Source organism: Candidatus Polarisedimenticolia bacterium, assembly GCA_036004685.1.
Taxonomy (GTDB): Bacteria; Acidobacteriota; Polarisedimenticolia; order Gp22-AA2; family AA152; genus DASYRE01.
In genome coordinates, this window is the sequence record DASYRE010000036.1 from 1 (window position 1) to 18,085 (window position 18,085).

General features: G+C 64.8%; 11 protein-coding genes. 5 read left to right on the forward strand and 6 right to left on the reverse strand.

Annotated features, from left to right (window positions below; all coding sequences use genetic code 11):
* Positions 1–892 precede the first annotated feature (892 nt).
* Positions 893–2,254 (forward strand): hypothetical protein, encoded by a 1,362-nt coding sequence (locus VGR67_09105; GenBank protein HEV8336560.1) that lies wholly within the window; start codon positions 893–895, stop codon positions 2,252–2,254.
* A gap of 284 nt (positions 2,255–2,538) precedes the next feature.
* A complete protein-coding gene (locus VGR67_09110) occupies positions 2,539–3,549 on the forward strand; it encodes a hypothetical protein (protein HEV8336561.1) in 1,011 nt (336 codons plus the stop codon).
* A gap of 90 nt (positions 3,550–3,639) precedes the next feature.
* On the opposite strand, the gene VGR67_09115 is transcribed toward VGR67_09110, so the two are convergent.
* The 6 genes from VGR67_09115 to kdpA all read right to left on the reverse strand — a co-directional run bounded on the left by VGR67_09115 (position 3,640) and on the right by kdpA (position 12,483).
* A complete protein-coding gene (locus VGR67_09115) occupies positions 3,640–4,341 on the reverse strand; it encodes a response regulator (GenBank protein HEV8336562.1) in 702 nt (233 codons plus the stop codon).
* Positions 4,338–7,064 carry a sensor histidine kinase KdpD gene (locus tag VGR67_09120; GenBank protein ID HEV8336563.1) on the reverse strand — a complete coding sequence of 909 codons (2,727 nt, stop codon included), beginning with the start codon at positions 7,062–7,064 and terminating at the stop codon, positions 4,338–4,340. The genes VGR67_09115 and VGR67_09120 overlap by 4 nt, the downstream gene beginning before the upstream one ends.
* Before the next feature lie 122 nt (positions 7,065–7,186).
* The gene (locus tag VGR67_09125) at positions 7,187–7,924 is read right to left on the reverse strand and encodes a hypothetical protein (GenBank protein HEV8336564.1); all 738 of its coding nucleotides are present in this window, start codon (positions 7,922–7,924) and stop codon (positions 7,187–7,189) included.
* Positions 7,925–8,029: 105 nt separating this feature from the next.
* Positions 8,030–8,641, reverse strand: a complete 612-nt coding sequence (gene kdpC / locus VGR67_09130) for a potassium-transporting ATPase subunit KdpC (protein HEV8336565.1) — start codon at positions 8,639–8,641, stop codon at positions 8,030–8,032.
* Between the two features lie 2 nt (positions 8,642–8,643).
* Entirely contained in the window at positions 8,644–10,722 is a 2,079-nt protein-coding gene (kdpB, locus tag VGR67_09135) for a potassium-transporting ATPase subunit KdpB (GenBank protein HEV8336566.1), read from the reverse strand.
* 15 nt (positions 10,723–10,737) lie between these two features.
* Complete coding sequence (gene kdpA, locus VGR67_09140; GenBank protein HEV8336567.1) at positions 10,738–12,483, reverse strand: potassium-transporting ATPase subunit KdpA; 1,746 nt, start codon at positions 12,481–12,483, stop codon at positions 10,738–10,740.
* 597 nt (positions 12,484–13,080) lie between these two features.
* Between kdpA and VGR67_09145 the strand changes: the two genes are divergently transcribed.
* The 3 genes from VGR67_09145 to VGR67_09155 all read left to right on the forward strand — a co-directional run bounded on the left by VGR67_09145 (position 13,081) and on the right by VGR67_09155 (position 17,833).
* A complete protein-coding gene (locus VGR67_09145) occupies positions 13,081–14,082 on the forward strand; it encodes a hypothetical protein (protein HEV8336568.1) in 1,002 nt (333 codons plus the stop codon).
* Positions 14,079–15,143, forward strand: coding sequence for a saccharopine dehydrogenase NADP-binding domain-containing protein (locus tag VGR67_09150; GenBank protein HEV8336569.1), 1,065 nt, complete (start codon positions 14,079–14,081; stop codon positions 15,141–15,143). The genes VGR67_09145 and VGR67_09150 overlap by 4 nt, the downstream gene beginning before the upstream one ends.
* A 266-nt stretch (positions 15,144–15,409) precedes the next feature.
* Positions 15,410–17,833, forward strand: a complete 2,424-nt coding sequence (locus tag VGR67_09155; protein HEV8336570.1) for an ABC transporter permease — start codon at positions 15,410–15,412, stop codon at positions 17,831–17,833.
* The last annotated feature ends 252 nt before the right edge of the window (positions 17,834–18,085 follow it).

An 18,085-nucleotide genomic window follows, 5' to 3' on the forward strand; every position in this document is an offset into this window, starting at 1 on the left:
AGTCGTTCGCCACGCCTCGCCCGCTTGGCTCGAAGCGAGATCATCAACACGATCTTGACGGATAGGACTCATCGGGACTCCGAGATCATGCTGGAGAGAAGAGGAACTCTCTCAAATCGCTATTGTTCCGCAGCCTGCTAATCAGCCTCTACGGTACGGTCTTGCGGATCAAGATGGTGTTAAGAATGGACTCGGTCGTATCAAGAGAGGGTCAAGATTCGGATGCAAAGGCTCGCCCGGAGACCGAATCAGGTGACTGGTGCCACAAGGCTCAGAGTCTCTTGAAGCTGATAGGAATGGCATGATGCCAATTGGCGCCGCAGCAGATGGCGTTCGCCATGCCTTGGGACAACTAGGTCGGGGGGAGAGCGCCTTGCAGAATGAGCGGGGAAACGGTAGATTATCGTCATGCGACTGAGAAAGGCTTTCATCGCCGTTCTGACCGCCGTTGGTCTACTGATGGCGGCGGGGGTGTCGATGCTCTGTACACCCGCCGGGCACGGCGCCATGCCGTGCTGCAAGACAGTTCAGCCATGTGCGCAGGGCATGAAGATGGCAGATTGCTGCAGGTTTGTGCCGAATCTGCCCGGAAGCCAGCCCGCCGGCCCGGCGACCCTCTTCACCGCGAAGGATTCGCGAGATCATGGGAAGCCTGCTCTCCTGGCCATCGCCACGTGGACCTCGGCCCAGGTTGAAGAGGTCTTCGAAGACTCCTCGTCTCTTCTTTTCTCACCGCCCGCAGCTTCCGTCCCGATCTTCCTCCGGAACAGCTCTCTAATTCGCTGAAACCCTTTCCTCGCCTCTGGCTTCTCCAGCCAGTCTCTTCCATCTTTTTCATTTTCATTGCGTCGATCCGGCCCGCGTGATCAAGCGGGTCGAGAGGAGAGAGAGCGTGTGGAAGACAACTCGGACTATTGTGGCCAACTCGCTGCTGATTCTTTCGTTCTGCGAAGCTACAGCCCAGGAACATCGCCATGGAAAGAAGCCTGAGCCCCCCAAGAAGCAAGGGGCGCATCAACACACACCAAGCGATGTCCACGATGAACACGCTATGGCGATGACGTCCGGACCCCTGGGCATTCCGGAAACACGGAACGCTTCCGGAACCGCCTGGCAGCCGGATTCCACGCCGATGCACGGGGTGCACTTTACTCGCGGCTCCTGGTCGATCATGGCCCACGAGAATTTTTTTGCGGGTTATGACTATCAAGGCAGCGATCGAGGGGATTCGGAGTGGACGGCTCCAAACTGGGGAATGCTCATGGAGAAGCGGTCCGTCGGGAGAGGCGAACTGATGTTCCGTCAGATGCTCAGCCTCGATCCGGTGACCATGGGGTCGAACGGCTATCCTCTGCTACTGCAGACGGGCGAAAGCCTGCGAGGGTTACCGCTGCACGACCGGCAGCATCCGCACGATCTTTTCATGGAAATCGCGGCGGTCTATACCCATCCGCTGTCTGAATCGATGGCTTTCCAGCTCTATCTCGCGCCGGCCGGAGAGCCCGCTCTCGGACCGGTCGCCTTTCCTCATCGCCTCTCGGCTGCCTCCGACCCGCTCGCCTCGCTCAGCCACCACTGGCAGGACTCCAGCCATATCAGCTTTGGTGTCCTCACAGCGGGCCTCATGACTCGAAAGCTCAAACTCGAAAGCTCCTGGTTCAACGGGAGGGAACCCGACGAACATCGCTACGATTTCGATCTCCGTCGGCCCGATTCCTATTCCGGGCGCCTCTGGTTCAATCCCTCCGAAGCCTGGAGCCTACAGGTTTCTTATGGTTACCTCGCCAGCCCCGAAGAGCTTCAGCCCGACGAGAGCCTGCACCGTTTCACCACATCAGCGGCTTACAACCTGCCCGTGGGTCCCTCGGGAGTTCTGGCGACCACCGCTGTAATGGGCAGGAACCATCCTTCGAAAGGACCGGAAACATCGTCCTGGCTGCTGGAAGCCAATTACGAAACCAATGGCCGCAGCGTTCTCTTCGGACGCGCTGAATACGTCGAGAAGACGGGCGAAGACCTCGTGCTTTCGACTGCATTCGAGCCGGAGGTCTTCAAGATCAAGAGTCTGGTTGCCGGTTACGTCTTCCGAGTCACGAACACACCGACCCTCGTTCTGGGGCTTGGTGCACGGGCTTCCGTCAGTTTTATTGGAAGCGACCTCGAACCATTCTACGGAACCAGAAACCCTTCCGGGTACATGGTATTTCTCCAAATCCATCCCACTGCAATGAAGAGGCATGCAATGAAGATGTGAAGGAAGAGCAGATTCTAAGGCAGTCATCTCGAGCCAGCACTCAGAGATGTTGAGAGGAGCTTGGAGGTGTGATGCGCAGGAAACCTTCGGTCCCTGAGACGTTCTCCTGGAGCCGGTTCCTCGGTATCATCTTGTCGATTGCAAGGCTGTTTCTGCTTCGGAGATAGAAAATTTACCCGTCTATCGAAATGGACTGCGGCTCGATGTCAAACCGTTGTTGCCTCAAACGGCCGGTGCTATATTCCATGCCATCCCGCACGCTCCGATTTCACAGGAGACGTTCCATGAAAGCCTCCCGTTCCTTCAGTCTCTTCTCCCCTCGATCCTCGCCTTCCATCTTCTTCATCGTCTCTCTCGCCTTCGCCCTGATGGGGGCCGTCTCCGAGGCGGCGGCTCAAACCGATGCCTTATCAACCACGATTTACCGTCTAGGGAAGACCGGCACTTTCCAGCGAGGGTGCTTCCCTCCCTGCTTGTGTCCGGTCATGGAGAGCGGCTCCGAAAGGGGGACCTTCGCCCTGACGTTCAGCGGGTCGGACGGCCTCTTCAACACGTACCGTGTCAGCGAAGTGAACTGGACGGTTTCGCTTCCCGGCGGTGAGGTGCGCGTCACCGGCTCCGGGACCTATCGGGTCGGAGGCGAGTTCGCGGTCCAGCACCAGCTCGAGCTGGACCTCAAGGTGGGTGACAATCCGGTGGAGCATTTCGACAGCGGCTTAGTGGCCGGCGGCGGAGGCTTTCCCAGAATCGACATCACCATTTCCGTTCACGGGCAAGTTTGCTTTGACACGGTCATCCACGTCGATGCCTCTCCGGTGCCCCAGGCGGAGATTCAGGCCTACCGCGTCCTGCCGGAAAGCTCATTCCAACGCGGCTGTTTCGGAATGTGCGACTGCCCGGTGACCGAACAGGGCTTGCGGGGCAGCTTCTCCCTGGTGCCCGTCGACCAGAACCCGCTCTTCACCGAGTATTCCGTCGTGCAGGTGAAATGGCTGGTTGGTCCGCTTCCCGCCGACGTGACATCCTCGGGTATTCCGGTAAGGGGCTTCGGCACCTACCGAGTGGGAGGGGAAGTCGCCGTCCAGCACCAGATGGGGCTCGATCTGACGGTCGGCACGGAGGCTTCCGCGTTTTTCGACAGTGGCCTGGTTTCCGGAGGGAGCAACTTCCCGCGGATCGACATCCAGATCGCCAACGAAGCGAACAGCTGCGTCTCGACGGTCATCGAGCTGCACGCCAAGCCGGCGAAGCTCTCCCCGGCGTCGCCCTCTTTGACCACCGAGCCTCGCTACTGAACCTGGAGAGGCGACTCAGGATCGCTTGTTCGGGCGGTCGGGTATGGCCATGATTTCCTCGGCAGCGCATGAGGGAGAGGTGTCGCAGTCCTACTTCGGTCCGCGCAGGCGGTAACCGACGCCGGGCTCGGTGAGAAGGAGCTTCGGGCGCGCCGGGTTGGACTCGATCTTCCGGCGGAGCTGGGCCATGTAGACTCGAAGGTAGTGCGCTTGGCCGGTGTAGGCCGGCCCCCAAACGTCCTTCAAGATCTGTCGGTGAGTAAGGACCCGGTCGACATTCCGGGCCAGCAGGACCAGAAGGCGATATTCGATGGGCGTCAGATGGAGCTCGGTCTCGTCGAGCAGGACGCGGCGGCGCGTGACGTCGATTCGTAAGGGACCCGCATCGACAACCGGCTCGGCGGCCGGAACGCCGGTCTGGAGAGCGTGCCGCAAGGCCACCCGGATCCGTGCCAAGAGCTCCCCGACGCCGAACGGCTTCGTCAGGTAGTCGTCGGCACCCGCGTCCAAGGCCTCGACTTTGTCCGCCTCGCGACCCCGGGCGGAGATGACGATGATCGGGGTGCGGGCCCACTCTCGGATCTCACGGGTGAGCTGGATGCCGTCGCCGTCAGGCAATCCCAGGTCGAGCAAGATCAGCTCTGGATGATGGCTGGTGGTCAGCGCCACGCCTTCCCGGGCAGTTCCAGCCTCCAGGACCCTGAACCCGTTGGAGCCGAGGGAGGCGCGGAGGAATCGCCGCATCTGAGGCTCATCTTCGACAACCAGGAGAAGAGGCTTCGTCTCGTTCAAGGCCCACTCGCCTCACCGGGCGGCGCGAGTACGGCAGCCTCCGGCATGGAGGGCGCGGTGCCCGTTTGGGGTAACGTCATCCGGAACACGGCTCCGCCGCCGGCCCGGTTCTCGGCGGTCAGGGTTCCACCGTGCGCCTGGACGATGCCTCTGGCAATGGCGAGCCCGAGTCCCGTGCCCCTTGCCCCGGTCTGCGGTCCGCGGTGGAACTTCTCGAAGATCTGAGATTCGCTTCCGGGCGGAAGGCCTGGGCCCCGATCCGACACATCCACCTCTACGGCGTCGTCGCTGTTCCGGGCTCGGATCTCGATCGGGCTGCCGGCCGGCGTGTGCTTCACCGCGTTTTCCAATAGGTTCACGAACGCCTGCTCGAGGAGGACGGGATCGGCGGATAGAAGCGGGAGGCCGTCGGGCACCTCGGTGGACACCTCCCGGCCCTCGAGCTTCCGATCCAGACGCGTGAGCGCGGAGCCGACTATCTCCTCGAGAGGCACCCACTCGCGCTTGGGCTCCAGAGTGCCCGACTCGAGCCGGGTCATGTCGAGCAGGTTCCCGACGAGACGCTCGAGCCGCTCCGCTTCTTCGCAAAGGGTATCCAGCAGCTCGGCGCGCTCGGTCGCGTCGAGTCCCTCCGACTCGTCGCGTAGCGTCGTCGCCGCGCCGGTGATGGCCCCGAGGGGCGTGCGGAGGTCGTGCGAGACGGCGCTCAAGAGCGAGCTGCGCATCTCTTCGGTCCGGGCCCGAAGCGCCACACTCTTGGCTTCCTCGGCGAGGCGGGCCCGTTCCAGGGCCAAGGCGATCTGGCGGACCAGAGCCTCGAGGAAGTGTCGCTGCTCCGCTTGTTGGAGCGCCGGCTGATCGGAGGCGACAGCGAGAACACCCAAGGCGCTGGCCGAAGCCTGGATCGGAATACAGGTGAGGCGGGCGCCCGGCAGGGTATCCGTGCCGGGACCTGCCGGGCGACCGTGTTCCAGAACCCATCGGGCCACACCCAGCTCCGGCACGTCCAGGGGAAGCGGGGAGCCTGCCTTCGCCTTCAACTCGAGGTTCCCGGCATTGCCCGGCAGCAGGATGGCGGCGCCGCCCCCGAAGATCTCGGCCGCATGCCGCGCCGCCGCCTCCGCCACCTGCTTATCGTCCAGGGCCGACCCGAGGTCGCGGCTGACGTTGTAGAGCACCCGGGTGCGCTCCTCGCGCAAGCGGGCTTCTTGCTCCTGGCGGCGGACGCGCAGCGTCAGCTCGCTGATCACCAAACCTACGGCGAACATCATGCCGAACGTCAAGATATGTCGCGTGTCGCCCACGTCGAACGTCAGATAAGGGGGAACGAAGAAGAAATCGAAGAGCCCGACCGAAAGGGCGGCGGCGAGGACCGATGGGCCGCGACCGAAGCGGATCGCCGCGATCATGATTACCAGGAGGTAGAGCATTACTAGGTCGGGCAGCGCCAGAAACGTCCGGACTAAGCCCGCGGCTCCGGTCGCCAGAGCGACCAGAACCGTGGCCCAGGCGTAGGCGGGCCAGCCGGCCCGAAAGACCGTCTCGGTCCCCCCGGCGGGGCGTTCCTCCGCCGTTTTCTCTTCTCCGGCGATCACGTGAACGTCGATCTCGCCGCTTCCCCGCACCACCTCGTCGAGAACCGAGCCGAAGAGGACGTCCCGAAGCCGGGAGTGCGTGGGTTTCCCGATAAGGATGCGGGTGACGTTGTTTCGACGCGCGTATTCGAGGAGAACTTCGCTCACGCTCCCTCCGGAGAGTCGGATCACCTCCCCGCCCAGGGTCTCGGCGAGCCGGAGGTGGCTCTCCAAGCGCTCCCGGTCGGCGGAAGCGAGGGGGCCGGCGGCGGTCGTTTCGACATGGGCCACGGTCCATGGAGCCCGCAGCCCCGCCGCCATGAGGCGGCCCTTGCGGACCAGTCGCGAGGAGGACGCGCTGGGCCCGACGCACACCAGGATCCGTTCGGCAGCCGGCCAGGTCTGTCGGATGTCGTGCTCCTGGCGGTAGGCCTGGACGTCGGCATCGACGCGCTCAGCCGTGCGTCGCAACGCCAGCTCGCGCAGCGTCAGCAAATTGCCGCGCTGGAAGAAATGCTCCGCCGCTCGCGCGGCCTGCTCGGGAAGATAGACCTTTCCTTCGTGCAGGCGCTCCAGCAATTCCTCGGGCGTCAGGTCGATGAGCTCGATGTCGTCGGCCCGATCGATCACCGCGTCGGGGACCGTCTCGCGGACCCGGATGGACGTGATCTGGGCGACGATGTCGTTGAGGCTCTCGATGTGTTGGACGTTGAGCGTTGTGTGGACTTCGATCCCGGCGTCGAGCAGCTCCAAGGCGTCCTGCCACCGCTTGGCGTGCCGCAGGCCCTCGGCATTGGTGTGGGCCAGCTCGTCCAGGAGCAGGATGCCGGGCTTTCGTTTCAGGGCCTCATCCAGGTCGAACTCCTCGATCTCGGCGCCCCGATAGGACACTCTCCGGCGGGGAAGGATTTCCAGCCCCTCCAGGAGGGCAGCCGTCTCGCACCTTCCGTGGGTATCGACATATCCGACGACGACTTCCTCCCCCGCCGCCTGAAGCTCCTGGGCCGACTCCAGCATCTTGTAGGTTTTGCCCACCCCGGGGGCGAACCCGAAGAAGATCTTGAGGCGGGTGCGCGACTGTCTCGTCTCCTCTGCTTTCACGCGGCGGAGGAGAGCGTCGGGATCGGGCCGTCCTGCGGGCGAAGTCATGGATGGTGACTCATTTCAACACTATCCTAACAGGATGAACAAACTCAGCGAGCCAACAATGTCTCCACCAAAGGTACCTCCTGTGTTGACCGGGCAGGCAACAGGATTCGACAAGACACCTACTAAAACTTGATCCCGATCTCGAGTGTGACAAGATCGTTCTTGCCCTTGTTCGCGAAACCGTATCCCGCATAGGTAATGAACCGGCCGGCGGTCCAGATGAGCCCTGACGTCGCGTACGCCCCATCGCCGGAGAACCAGTCGGTCGCGAACACGAGCCCCTTCACGCCCGGGATCGGCTGCTCGAAGGTTGCCTGGGCTCCGAAGCGCCGGCGGTCCGTAAAGACCTCGCGGGTCGCGAAATACGTCCCGGCCGAAACCCGGGTCCCAGCCAGCGGCGCTTCAACGAAGCCGGCCATATAAGCAAAATTTCGCGCCTGGCCTGCCGTCTCGTTTCGCAATCCAATGCCGGCGTTGTCGCCGAGCAAGAGGCCTAAGGCGCCTCTGGCAGCGCTCTTTCCGAACTCCCGACGAAAAGGCCGCCACTTGATCGTCGCATCGATGAACGGCTGGCTAGCGTGGTGAAACTCCTGGGGGCCCACGTTAAAGCCCGCTTCCGCGTTGGAGCCTATGCCGAAGACGCCGCGGACGAAAAAGAAGCCGGGGCTGTCGCTCCCTGACCTCCTGGTCCTGAAATAATGATCGGTCTCGAAATAATGGGCTCCCGGCTCGAGCACGTCTGGCGAGGGGATGTTGAAAATCGTCTGCTGGGCCTGGGCCTCGTGTGGGAAGACGGCGGGCAACACGGCCACCGCGAGGGGGATGAGAAGCGAACTCCAGCGTCGGCTTGTTCTGGCCAAGCAGGCTCCCGGGACGCGTGATGCCGATCGGATCGGGGTGTACCTTCGGTTCGCTTTTCCGCTCCTTGTCGGCTGAGGCGTCGGCCACCATTTCCTGCCGAGGCGCTATCGTCCCTTCAGCCGGCGGTCCTTGTCCACCGCTCTTCCAAAGAGGCTGTCCAGGGCCAGATTGAGGCGAAGGACGTTGACCCGCTGCTCGCCCAAGAGGCCCAGCGTCCGGTCCTCCACCAATTCGTGGACCAGCGCGCGTAGCCGGTCCTCCGGAAGGCGGCGTGCGCGGGCCACTCGGCCGACCTGACAGAGGGCAGCCGCCGGGGAGATGTGCGAGTCCAGGCCGCTCGCCGACGCGGTGACCAGATCGACCGGAATGAGACCCTTGAGCTCTGGATCGGCGGCCCGCAGTACCTGGATCCGGCCGCGGACGGCATCTCTCCACGCCGGATTGGTCGGACCCAGGTTCGAACCGGCGGAGGAAGCGGCGTCATAAGGAACGGGAGCCGTGGCGGAAGGCCGGCTCCAGAAGTAGCGCGCCTCCGAGAAAGGCTGACCAATCAGATCCGATCCAAGGATCTTATCGCCGTCTCTCAGGAGGCTGCCGTTCGCCTGGCGCGGGAAAAGGAGCTGCGCCAGTCCGGTGAATGCAACCGGATACGCCACTCCGGTGAGGAGGGTCAGGAGGAAGAATACCGAGATGGCGGGCCGGACGATTTCCTTCACAGCTAGGCCGCTCGCAGCAGAGTGAGCATCAAATCGATCGCTTTGATACAGGGAAAGGGGATCAGTACGCCGCCCAATCCATAGACCAGGATGTTCCGGCGCAGCAGCTTCGGAGCCGAAGCGGGCCGGTACCGCACCCCCCGAAGCGCCAGCGGGATGAGCGCCACGATGACAAGAGCATTGAAGATGACTGCCGAGAGGACCGCGCTGCGCGGCGAGTGAAGGCCCATCACGTTGAGGACTCCGAGCGCCGGATAGATAGAGGCGAACGCGGCCGGAATGATCGCGAAGTACTTCGAGACGTCGTTGGCGATGCTGAAAGTCGTAAGCGCCCCGCGGGTGATTAGCATCTGCTTGCCGATTTCGACGATCCGAAGGAGCTTGGTGGGATTGGAGTCGAGATCGACCAAATTGCCGGCCTCCCGCGCCGCCTGCGTTCCGGTGTTCATGGCCACTCCGACGTCGGCCTGGGCCAGGGCGGGCGCGTCGTTCGTGCCGTCACCGGTCATCGCCACCAGATGGCCTTTCCTCTGGTAGTCGCGAATGAGGGCCAGCTTGGCTTCCGGGGTCGCTTCGGCCAGGAAGTCATCCACCCCGGCCTCGGCCGCGATCGCGGCGGCCGTGAGCGGCGAATCGCCGGTGATCATCACTGTCCGGATTCCTAGTCGGCGCATCTCCGCGAACCGCTCCCGGATTCCCCCCTTCACAATGTCCTTGAGGTCCACGACTCCGAGGATGCGCGGTCCTTCGGCGACCAGCAGCGGAGTTTCGCCGCGCTTGGCCACATCCTCGACGGCCCGGACCACCTCGGGCGGAAAGGCGCCCCCCTGATCCCGCACGAACTTCTCGACGGCGTCGGGAGCACCTTTGCGAATGCGCCGGCCTTCCAGGTCGACGCCGCTCATCCGCGTCTGGGCGGTGAAGGGAATGAACACCGCCCCGAGAGGCATGACTTCCCGCGCGCGGATTCCAAACTTCAGCTTGGCGAGGACGACGATGCTCCGGCCTTCGGGAGTCTCATCGGCCAGGGAAGCGAGCTGGGCGGCGTCGGCCAGATCCGACTCCGATACCGCCGGCGCCGGAATCAGGGCCGTTGCCTGCCGGTTGCCGAGGGTGATCGTGCCGGTCTTGTCGAGCAAGAGGATGTCGACGTCGCCTGCCGCCTCGACGGCCCGGCCGGACGTGGCGATCACGTTCGCGGCCACCATGCGGTTGATTCCGGCGATCCCGATGGCGGAGAGCAGTCCGCCAATAGTCGTCGGAATGAGGCAGACCAGGAGCGAGACGAGCACCGTGAGACTGACGGGCGCTCCCCGGCCCGCTGAGGTGATTGAATAAACCGAAAAGGGCAGCAGGGTGGCGGTGGCAAGAAGGAACACCAGTGTCAATCCGGCCAGCAGGACGTCCAGGGCGATCTCGTTCGGCGTTTTCTGGCGGCGCGCCCCCTCCACCATGGCGATGATCCGGTCGAAAAACGTCTCGCCCGGATTCGCCGTTATCCTGACGACGATCCAGTCCGACAGGACCCGGGTGCCGCCAGTGACCGCGCTCCGGTCCCCACCGCTTTCGCGAATCACCGGCGCGCTCTCTCCCGTGATGGCGCTTTCGTCCACCGATGCGATTCCCTGAATCACTTCTCCGTCGCCCGGAATCAGATCTCCCGCCTCCACCAAGACGACGTCTCCGGCGCGCAGCCCTGAGGCTGGCACCGCATCGCGGGCGGCCTCCCGGCGGGGCTCGGCGAGACGCTTCGCCACGATGTCCCGCCGCGTCCGGCGGAGCGACTCGGCCTGCGCCTTCCCCTTCCCTTCGGCCAGCGCTTCCGCGAAGTTGGCGAACAGCACCGTGAACCAAAGCCAAAAGGCGATCGCCACGATGAACCCGGCCGGCTCCTCTCCGCGGCCGGTGAGCCAGGCATGCATAAAAAGGAGCGTGGTGAAGAGGCTGCCGACCTCAACCACGAACATCACGGGGTTTCGCAGGGATCGGCGCGGATCGAGCTTCAGGAAGGCATCAACGATTGCCTGGCGGACCAGACCCGTCTCCAAAAGCGGTCGGGGCGGCGCGACGGTCGTGGACATTCTCGGGATCCCTTCTCAGCGGGCGAAGAACTGGAAGTGCTCGGCCAGAGGCCCGAGCGCCAGGGCTGGGATGAACGTGAGTGCCCCGACGAGCAGGACCGTGCCCGCGAGGAGCAGCACGAACAGGGGCGTGTGTGTCGGAAGGGTGCCGGAGGAGACCGGCACCGCCTTCTTCCGGGCCAGGGAGTCGGCGATGGCCAGCACCGGCACAATGACCCAATACCGGCCGATGAGCATGCAGACGCCGATGGCGGTCGCGTAGAAGAAGGAGCCGGCGTTCAATCCCCCAAACGCCGACCCATTGTTGTTGGCGCCCGAAGAAAAGGCGTACAGGATCTCGCCGAAACCGTGCGGCCCAGGGTTCGCGACCGCGCTACGACCTGCCGGCATCAAACAGGCGATGGCCGTGCCGATGAGCACTGCCGCGGCGGGAATGAGGATTCCCAGCGCCGCCATTTTCATCTCGAACGCCTCCAGCTTGTGGCCGAGATATTCGGGCGTCCGGCCGACCATCAGGCCTGCGATGAACACCGTCACAATCACGAAGAGGATCATTCCGTACAGACCGGATCCCACGCCGCCAAACACCACTTCGCCGAGCTGCATGAGGACGATCGGCACGAGACCGCCCAGCGGTGTGAAGCTGTCGTGCATGGAGTTCACCGAGCCGTTGGAGGCAGCCGTGGTCGTCGTCGCCCATAAGGCGGAGCCCACGATTCCGAATCGGACTTCTTTTCCCTCCATGTTCCCGCCTGCCTGGAAGTCGTTCGCGTCCTGATCCACGCCAAGTTCACTTAGCCGAGGGTTGCCGGCTTGCTCGGCTGCCAGACACCCCACAAGCATCGGGACAAGGAGAACCATCATGGCGGCGAAGAGGGCTGTCCCCTTGCGCCGGTCCCTGACCATCGCCCCGAAAGTGAAGCACAAGGCCGCGGGGAGCAGCAGAATGGCCAGCGTCTCGACGAAACCGGTGAGGGGGTTCGGATTCTCGAACGGGTGAGCCGAGTTGGCGTTGAAGAACCCGCCGCCATTCGTTCCCAATTGCTTGATCGCGACCTGGGACGCGACGGGGCCTAGGGCCAGGGTCTGGGTGTCGAGCGTCGACCCGTCACCGGTCTGCAGGGATTGGAGAAGAGGCACGGTGCTGCGCGCAGCGAACGTCTGCACGACTCCCTGCGAAACCAGGAAGATAGCTAGGACCGTGGAGAACGGACCCAGGACATAAACCACGCTTCGGACGAGGTCGACCCAGAAATTCCCGACGTCGGGCGAGGCGCGCCGCTCAAACCCGCGGATGAGCGCGGCCAGGACGGCCATACCCGTCGCAGCCGACAGGAAGTTCTGCACCGTGAGCCCGGCCATCTGAGTCAGGTGGCTCAGAGTCGTCTCCCCCGCATAGGCCTGCCAGTTCGTGTTGGACACGAAGCTGACGGCCGTGTTGAAAGCGATTTCGGGTGGGACGGAGCCGAGCCCACCTGGATTCAGGGGTAGATGTCCCTGGAGTCGCTGAAGGGCATAGAGCACCACCATACCCAGCAGGTTGAACAACAGGGCCGAGGCCGCATACACCTTCCAGGTCATCGACTCGTCCGGATCCACCCCCGAGAGGCGGTAGAAGAGCCTTTCGAACGGGCCGAGGAGATAGTGCGCGACTCGCGATCGTCCCAGGTACACTCTCGCCATGTACTCTCCGAGAGGCACCGCCAGCGCCGTCAGCGTGACGAAATAGAGGGCGAGCTGGACGAAGGCCCCGAAGCTCATAGCTTTTCGGGCCAGAGAAGCGCGACGATGAGATAGACGATGAGGAGCATCGCCAAGAAGGCACCGATCCAAAGAAATGGGGTCACGGAGAACCTCTCAGATCTTCTCGCAAAGCCGCACGAAGCCCCAGGTCAGCAAGAAGAAGACACCGATAATGCCCAGGAAGAGAGTGTCCATAACATCCCCCAATCGACCTCTACGGTACGGTCTTCCGGATCAAGATGGTGTAAAGAATCGACTCGGCTGCACCAAGATAGGGTCAAGATTCACCCCTGCCACGGTGGGGGACGACGATCCATCTTGGTTGAATCCTCGGCATTCCACGTGATAGAGAAGGTTGATGATTTGAGGATCTCTTGTAGATCCTGCTCAGGGAAACGAACCTCCCCTGAAGCGCGCGTGCGTGGCGCTCTCAGCCGTCTCTCGGAGGGCATGTTCCCTCAACGTTGGTGACTTGGTTTGTCTTGATCCGCGCCGGCGTCGGCTGCGCGGTTGTTCGATCCCATTGATGATGCGTGTGTGGTCGGGACGTCCGGCAGTGGTTGCGAGGACTGAAGCGTGGGGCGAGGCAAGAGGGTTCGCGGTGCGGGTCCCGCCATGACCGCGCTCGAGCATCCCCGGGCGCGCTTCTACCGGCTGCTCTTCGCTCTGGCGGCGGCCTACAACGCCGCGTTCGCCGCTTGGGCGATCCTGTGGCCCGGGTCCTTCTTCAAGCTCTGTGCGATGGACCCGCCCCGCTATCCCGCCGTCTGGCAGTGCCTGGGAATGGTGGTGGGCGTGTGCGGCCTCGGCTACGCCTATGCCGCCTGGCGGCTCGATCGCGCCTTGCCATTCATCACTCTCGGCCTCCTCGGCAAGACGCTGGGCCCGATCGGCTGGGTCGCGACGGTGCGCGCCGGGGAGTGGCCGATCCGGACGTTCACGCTGATTCTCTTCAACGACCTCGTCTGGTGGCTGCCGTTCGGGCTCTTCCTGCTCGAAGGGACGCGCGCCGGGGCGCGACTGCGCGCCTCGGCGCCGTACGCCTGCGCGACCCTGAACCTCATGGCGGCATTGGCGATTCCGCTGGCGCTTTCCCCCGGTATGGAGACGGTGCGCGACCGCGCGGCGCGGGTCGATTACATCGGCGCGCATGCGGCACTCTGGCGCGCCGGCTGGAGTCTCTGGATCGTCGCGGCCCTGAGCCTCCTCGGGTTCTACGGCTGGTGGGCCGCCCGGGCGCGCCCCCGCTCTCTCGGAACCGCGGCGCTGGTCCTGGCCATCGCCGGGATCGCCGGCGATCTCCTGGCGGAGTCGCTGTACATCGGCTGGCTGCCGGCCGACTACGATCGGATCGCGCCGGCGGCGCGTCTTCTCACCGGCGCCTGGGGCAACACGCTGTACACGCTTTCCGGGATCCTCCTCACGCTTGGCAGCCCGTGGCTGCGCGGCCCGGCGCGCGCCTGCGCCTGGCTGATCTGGGCGGTCGGCCTGGCTCTCGGCGCCTTCTCCTTGGCGGGGAACGTCACCGGGATGTCGGTGTCGACGGCGCTGCTCTTCATCCTCTTCTGTCCCTGGGTCGCCTGGATCGGATGCCTGGCTCGAAGGAAACCGGCGTGAGCCGGAGAATCGTGGTCCTCGGCGGCACCGGACTCTTCGGCGGGGCGGCGGTCGAGCTGCTGCGCGCGCAAGGAGCGGCGCCGCTGATCGCCGCCCGGGGAGCCGCCCGCGACGGCGGCGGCGCCCTCGACCTGCGCCTCGACGCCGAAGATCCGGACGCCTTGCGCTCCGCCCTCCGTCCCGGCGACGTCGTGCTCGACGCCGCGGGGCCGTTCCAGGAGCGCAGCGCCGCCCTCGTTGAAGCGGCGCTGGAAATCGACTTCGACGTCGTCGATCTCTCCGAAAACCTCGGCCACTTCCTGAAGATCGACGCCTTGCGGCCGCGGATCGAGGCGCAGGGCATTCGCGTGCTCACCAGCTGCTCGTCCGTCACGACCTTGCTCGCGGTCCTGGTGCGCGCGAGTGGTGCGCAGGCTCCGGCGCGCGTCAGCGTCTATCTCGCGCCCGCCTCGAAGGTCACGGCCACGGCTGGCACCGGGGGCGCGCTCCGCCATTCCCTGGGGCGGCCGATCCGCATCCTGCGGGGAGGCAGGCTCGTGCCGGCCCGGGGCTGGCGCGAGTCGCGATCATTCTTGATGCCGCCGCCGATCGGTTCGGCGCGGGGCTATCTCCTGGAGAGTGCCCACGCCGCGACGCTGCCGCGCCTTTTCCCGACGCTTCGCGATGCCGACTTCTGGGTGGACAGTCGGGTGCCGGGGCTGAACTCCGTCTTGCGCCTCATGGCTCTCGCGCCGGCGCTGGCCGCGCGCGTGGGTCGAGCTTTGCGCCGGTCGACCCTGGTGGCGCGCACGCTCGGCTCGGTGGCCGGGGGAATGCTGGCGGAGATCGAAGAGACCTCAGGCGTCGTCACTCAGGCACGCGTCTTCGCGCCCCGGCGCAGCTACCTTGCCGCGGTGGCGCCCGCCGTCCTGGCCGTCCATGCCATCGCCTCCGGCCGCTTTCCTGCGCGCGGCCTCGTTCCCCATGACCGCCACGTCGGACCGGACGAGCTTTTCGGCTACCTCCGGCAGCTGGGGATTGAGTGCGCCTTCTCAGAACCGCAGCTCGCGGGATATCCATGACGGTGAGACGGCAGAAGCTTCGACGGCTCGCGCGGCCGGGGTCAGGAGCTGGGGCAAGAAGTGGTGGCTTTTCCGATGGCGGCACGTGCTCCGACTGTTCGGAATCGGCACGCCGGCTCCCAAGAGCGGACAGTAGCCGGAAGAGTCCGGCCGGGACGATGGCCTAACTGCCTTCAATCCGCTCAAGTTATTCGCCGGCATGTTGGCACCCGCTTTGCCCAAGTGAGGCTGACGGTCCTTCCCCTATTCGGCAGGAGACGAGTCTGATGAGGACGTTCTGGCAGGACGCGCGCTATGGGATCCGTTTGCTCACCCGCAATACCGGATTCAGCGCGGTGGCGGTGCTGACGCTGGCTCTCGGGATAGGGGCCAACACGGCCGTCTTCAGCGTGATCAATGGGATCCTCCTGCACCCGCTCCCGTACGAGCGGCCGGATCGCCTGATGTTCCTGACCGAGTGGTCGGAGCAGGTCCCCGACATGAGCTTCTCGGTGGCGAACTTCAAGGACGTGCAGGAACAGAGCAAGACGTTCGAGAGCTTCGTCGCCTTCAACGCTGCGAACTTCACCCTGACGGGCGACGGGGAGGCGGAACGGGTCAACGGCCGAAACGTCTCGTCCGGAATCTTTCAGACTCTGCGGGTGCGGCCGATCCTGGGGCGCGCCTTCCGGCCGGAGGAGGACAAGCCGGGAGCCGAGCGGGTGGTGATGCTGGGCGAAGGGTTTTGGACCCGCCGCTATGGCCGCCGGATGGACGTGATCGGCAAGCATCTGACGCTGAACGACGAGAGCTATACCGTCATCGGCGTGCTCACCGGTAAGATGCACGGATCCTGGCAGCGCACCGATCTGTTCACGCCGCTGCTTCGTCTCGAGGACCGCATCGGAGGCGTCGAGAATCGGGGGAACCATTTTGGGATCTATCTCATCGGCCGCCTCAAGCCCGGCGTCACCCTCGAGCAGGGACGGGGGGAGATCGTCGCGATCGCGCGGGGACTGTCCGAGAAGTACCCGGACACTAACGCGCGACAAAGCATGACCGTGAATTCGCTGCACGAGGCGATCGTGGGCGACTTTCGACCGGCGTTGATCGTGCTCCTGGGCGCCGTGGCCTTCGTCCTGCTGATCGCCTGCGTCAACGTCGCCAATCTCCTCCTGGGGAGAGCCGCCGCGCGCCAGCGGGAGCTGGCGGTCCGGGCCGCGCTGGGGGCCGGCCGAGGGCGGATGATCCGCCAGTTGCTGACCGAGAGCGTCGTCCTTTCTCTCTTTGGCGGCGGGCTCGGCCTGCTTCTCGCCTACTGGGGCGTGGCCGGGATCGTGGCCTGGATCCCGTCGAGCATCCCGCGCCTGGAGGAGGTCGGCGTCGACGGCCGCGTGCTCCTCTTCACGGCCGCGATTTCCGTTCTGACGGGTCTCTTCTTCGGCCTGCTCCCGGCCTGGAACGCCTCGCGCACCAGCCCTCACGAGATCCTGAAGGCGGGCGGACGGACGGGAAACCTCGGCCTGGGGCATCGCCGATTGCGCAGCGCGCTGGTGGTGGCCGAAATCTCGCTGGCGCTCATTCTGCTGGTGGGCGCCGGATTGATGCTGCGCAGCTTCTACCACGTCCTCCACGCCGACGCCGGAATCGAGCCCGAGGGGGTGATCGTGTCGCAGGTCTCCCTCCCGGAGGCCAACTACACCGACAAGGATCGAATCCGTCGCTTCACCGATCAGGTGCTGCGAAACGTGGAGGCGATTCCCGGCGTGCAGTTCGCCGCCTCGACCCTTCCCCTGCTGGGAGGCTATCAGACCTCCTTCATGATCGAAGGCCGACCTGAGCCTCCCCGCGGGCAGCGGCCTTCGGTCGACATCACCCGCGTGAGCCCCGCCTATTTCCGGGCGATGGGAGTGAGGCTCTTGAAGGGGCGCGCGTTCACCCACCAGGACGACGCCGGCGCGCCGCGCGTCTGCATCGTGGACGAGACCCTGGCGCGGACCTACTGGCCGGGCGAGGATCCGCTGGGCCGGAAAGTCCGCATCGGGGGGCGACCACAGGACAAGGACTCGGTGGCGTTGGACGTGGTCGGCGTGGTGGGCCACGTGAAGAACTACGGCGTGGATCAGCCCTCGCGCATCGAAATCTACGTCCCGTACACCCAGGACCCCATCTCGTCGTTCGGCCTTGTGGTCAAGACCGGTCTGGCTCCGGCGAGCCTGACCACCGCGATGCGGAAAGCGGTCAGTGACGTCGATCCGAACGTGCCGGTCTTCGCGACGCAGACGCTGGTCAGCCTGGTCAACGAGGGCACCGCGCAACGGCGGCTTGCAGTCACGCTCTTGGGGGTGTTCGCGGGGCTGGCCCTGCTCCTGGCGGCGGTGGGGATCTACGGCGTGATCTCCTACAACGTGTCCCAGAGGACCCAGGAAATCGGCATCCGGATGGCGCTCGGCGCCGAGAGGCGGGAAATCCTGAAGATGGTCCTGGGTCAGGGAACGATGATGGCGCTGCTGGGCGTGGTGATCGGTCTGGGGGTCGCCTTCGGCCTCACCCGCCTGATCGCGACGATGCTCTTCCAGGTCAGCGCCACGGATCCTCCCACTTTCTCTCTCGTCCCGGTCTTGCTCCTCCTGGTCGCGGTCCTGGCCGCCTACCTCCCCGCCCGGCACGCCGCCCGCGTCGAGCCGATGGTCGCCCTGCGCGACGAGTAGCCCAAGCGCGGAACGGCCCCGGCATGAATCTCGCGCGAGCGCCGGAATGAAAGGGCGACCGGATGGTCGCCCTTTTTCGGGTGAGGTTGGCCGGTCTTCGAAACGATCAGCGCTTTACGGAACCGCTTTCCCACGCCTCAAGGCAGCTTCCCCACCGAGCTGATCTGTCGCACCAGCTCTTATCCTCACTGCTTGAATCCGCCTCCTCGTGAGGCGAGAATGCCAATGGCTGAGGGAGCCCGTTTTGGGAGG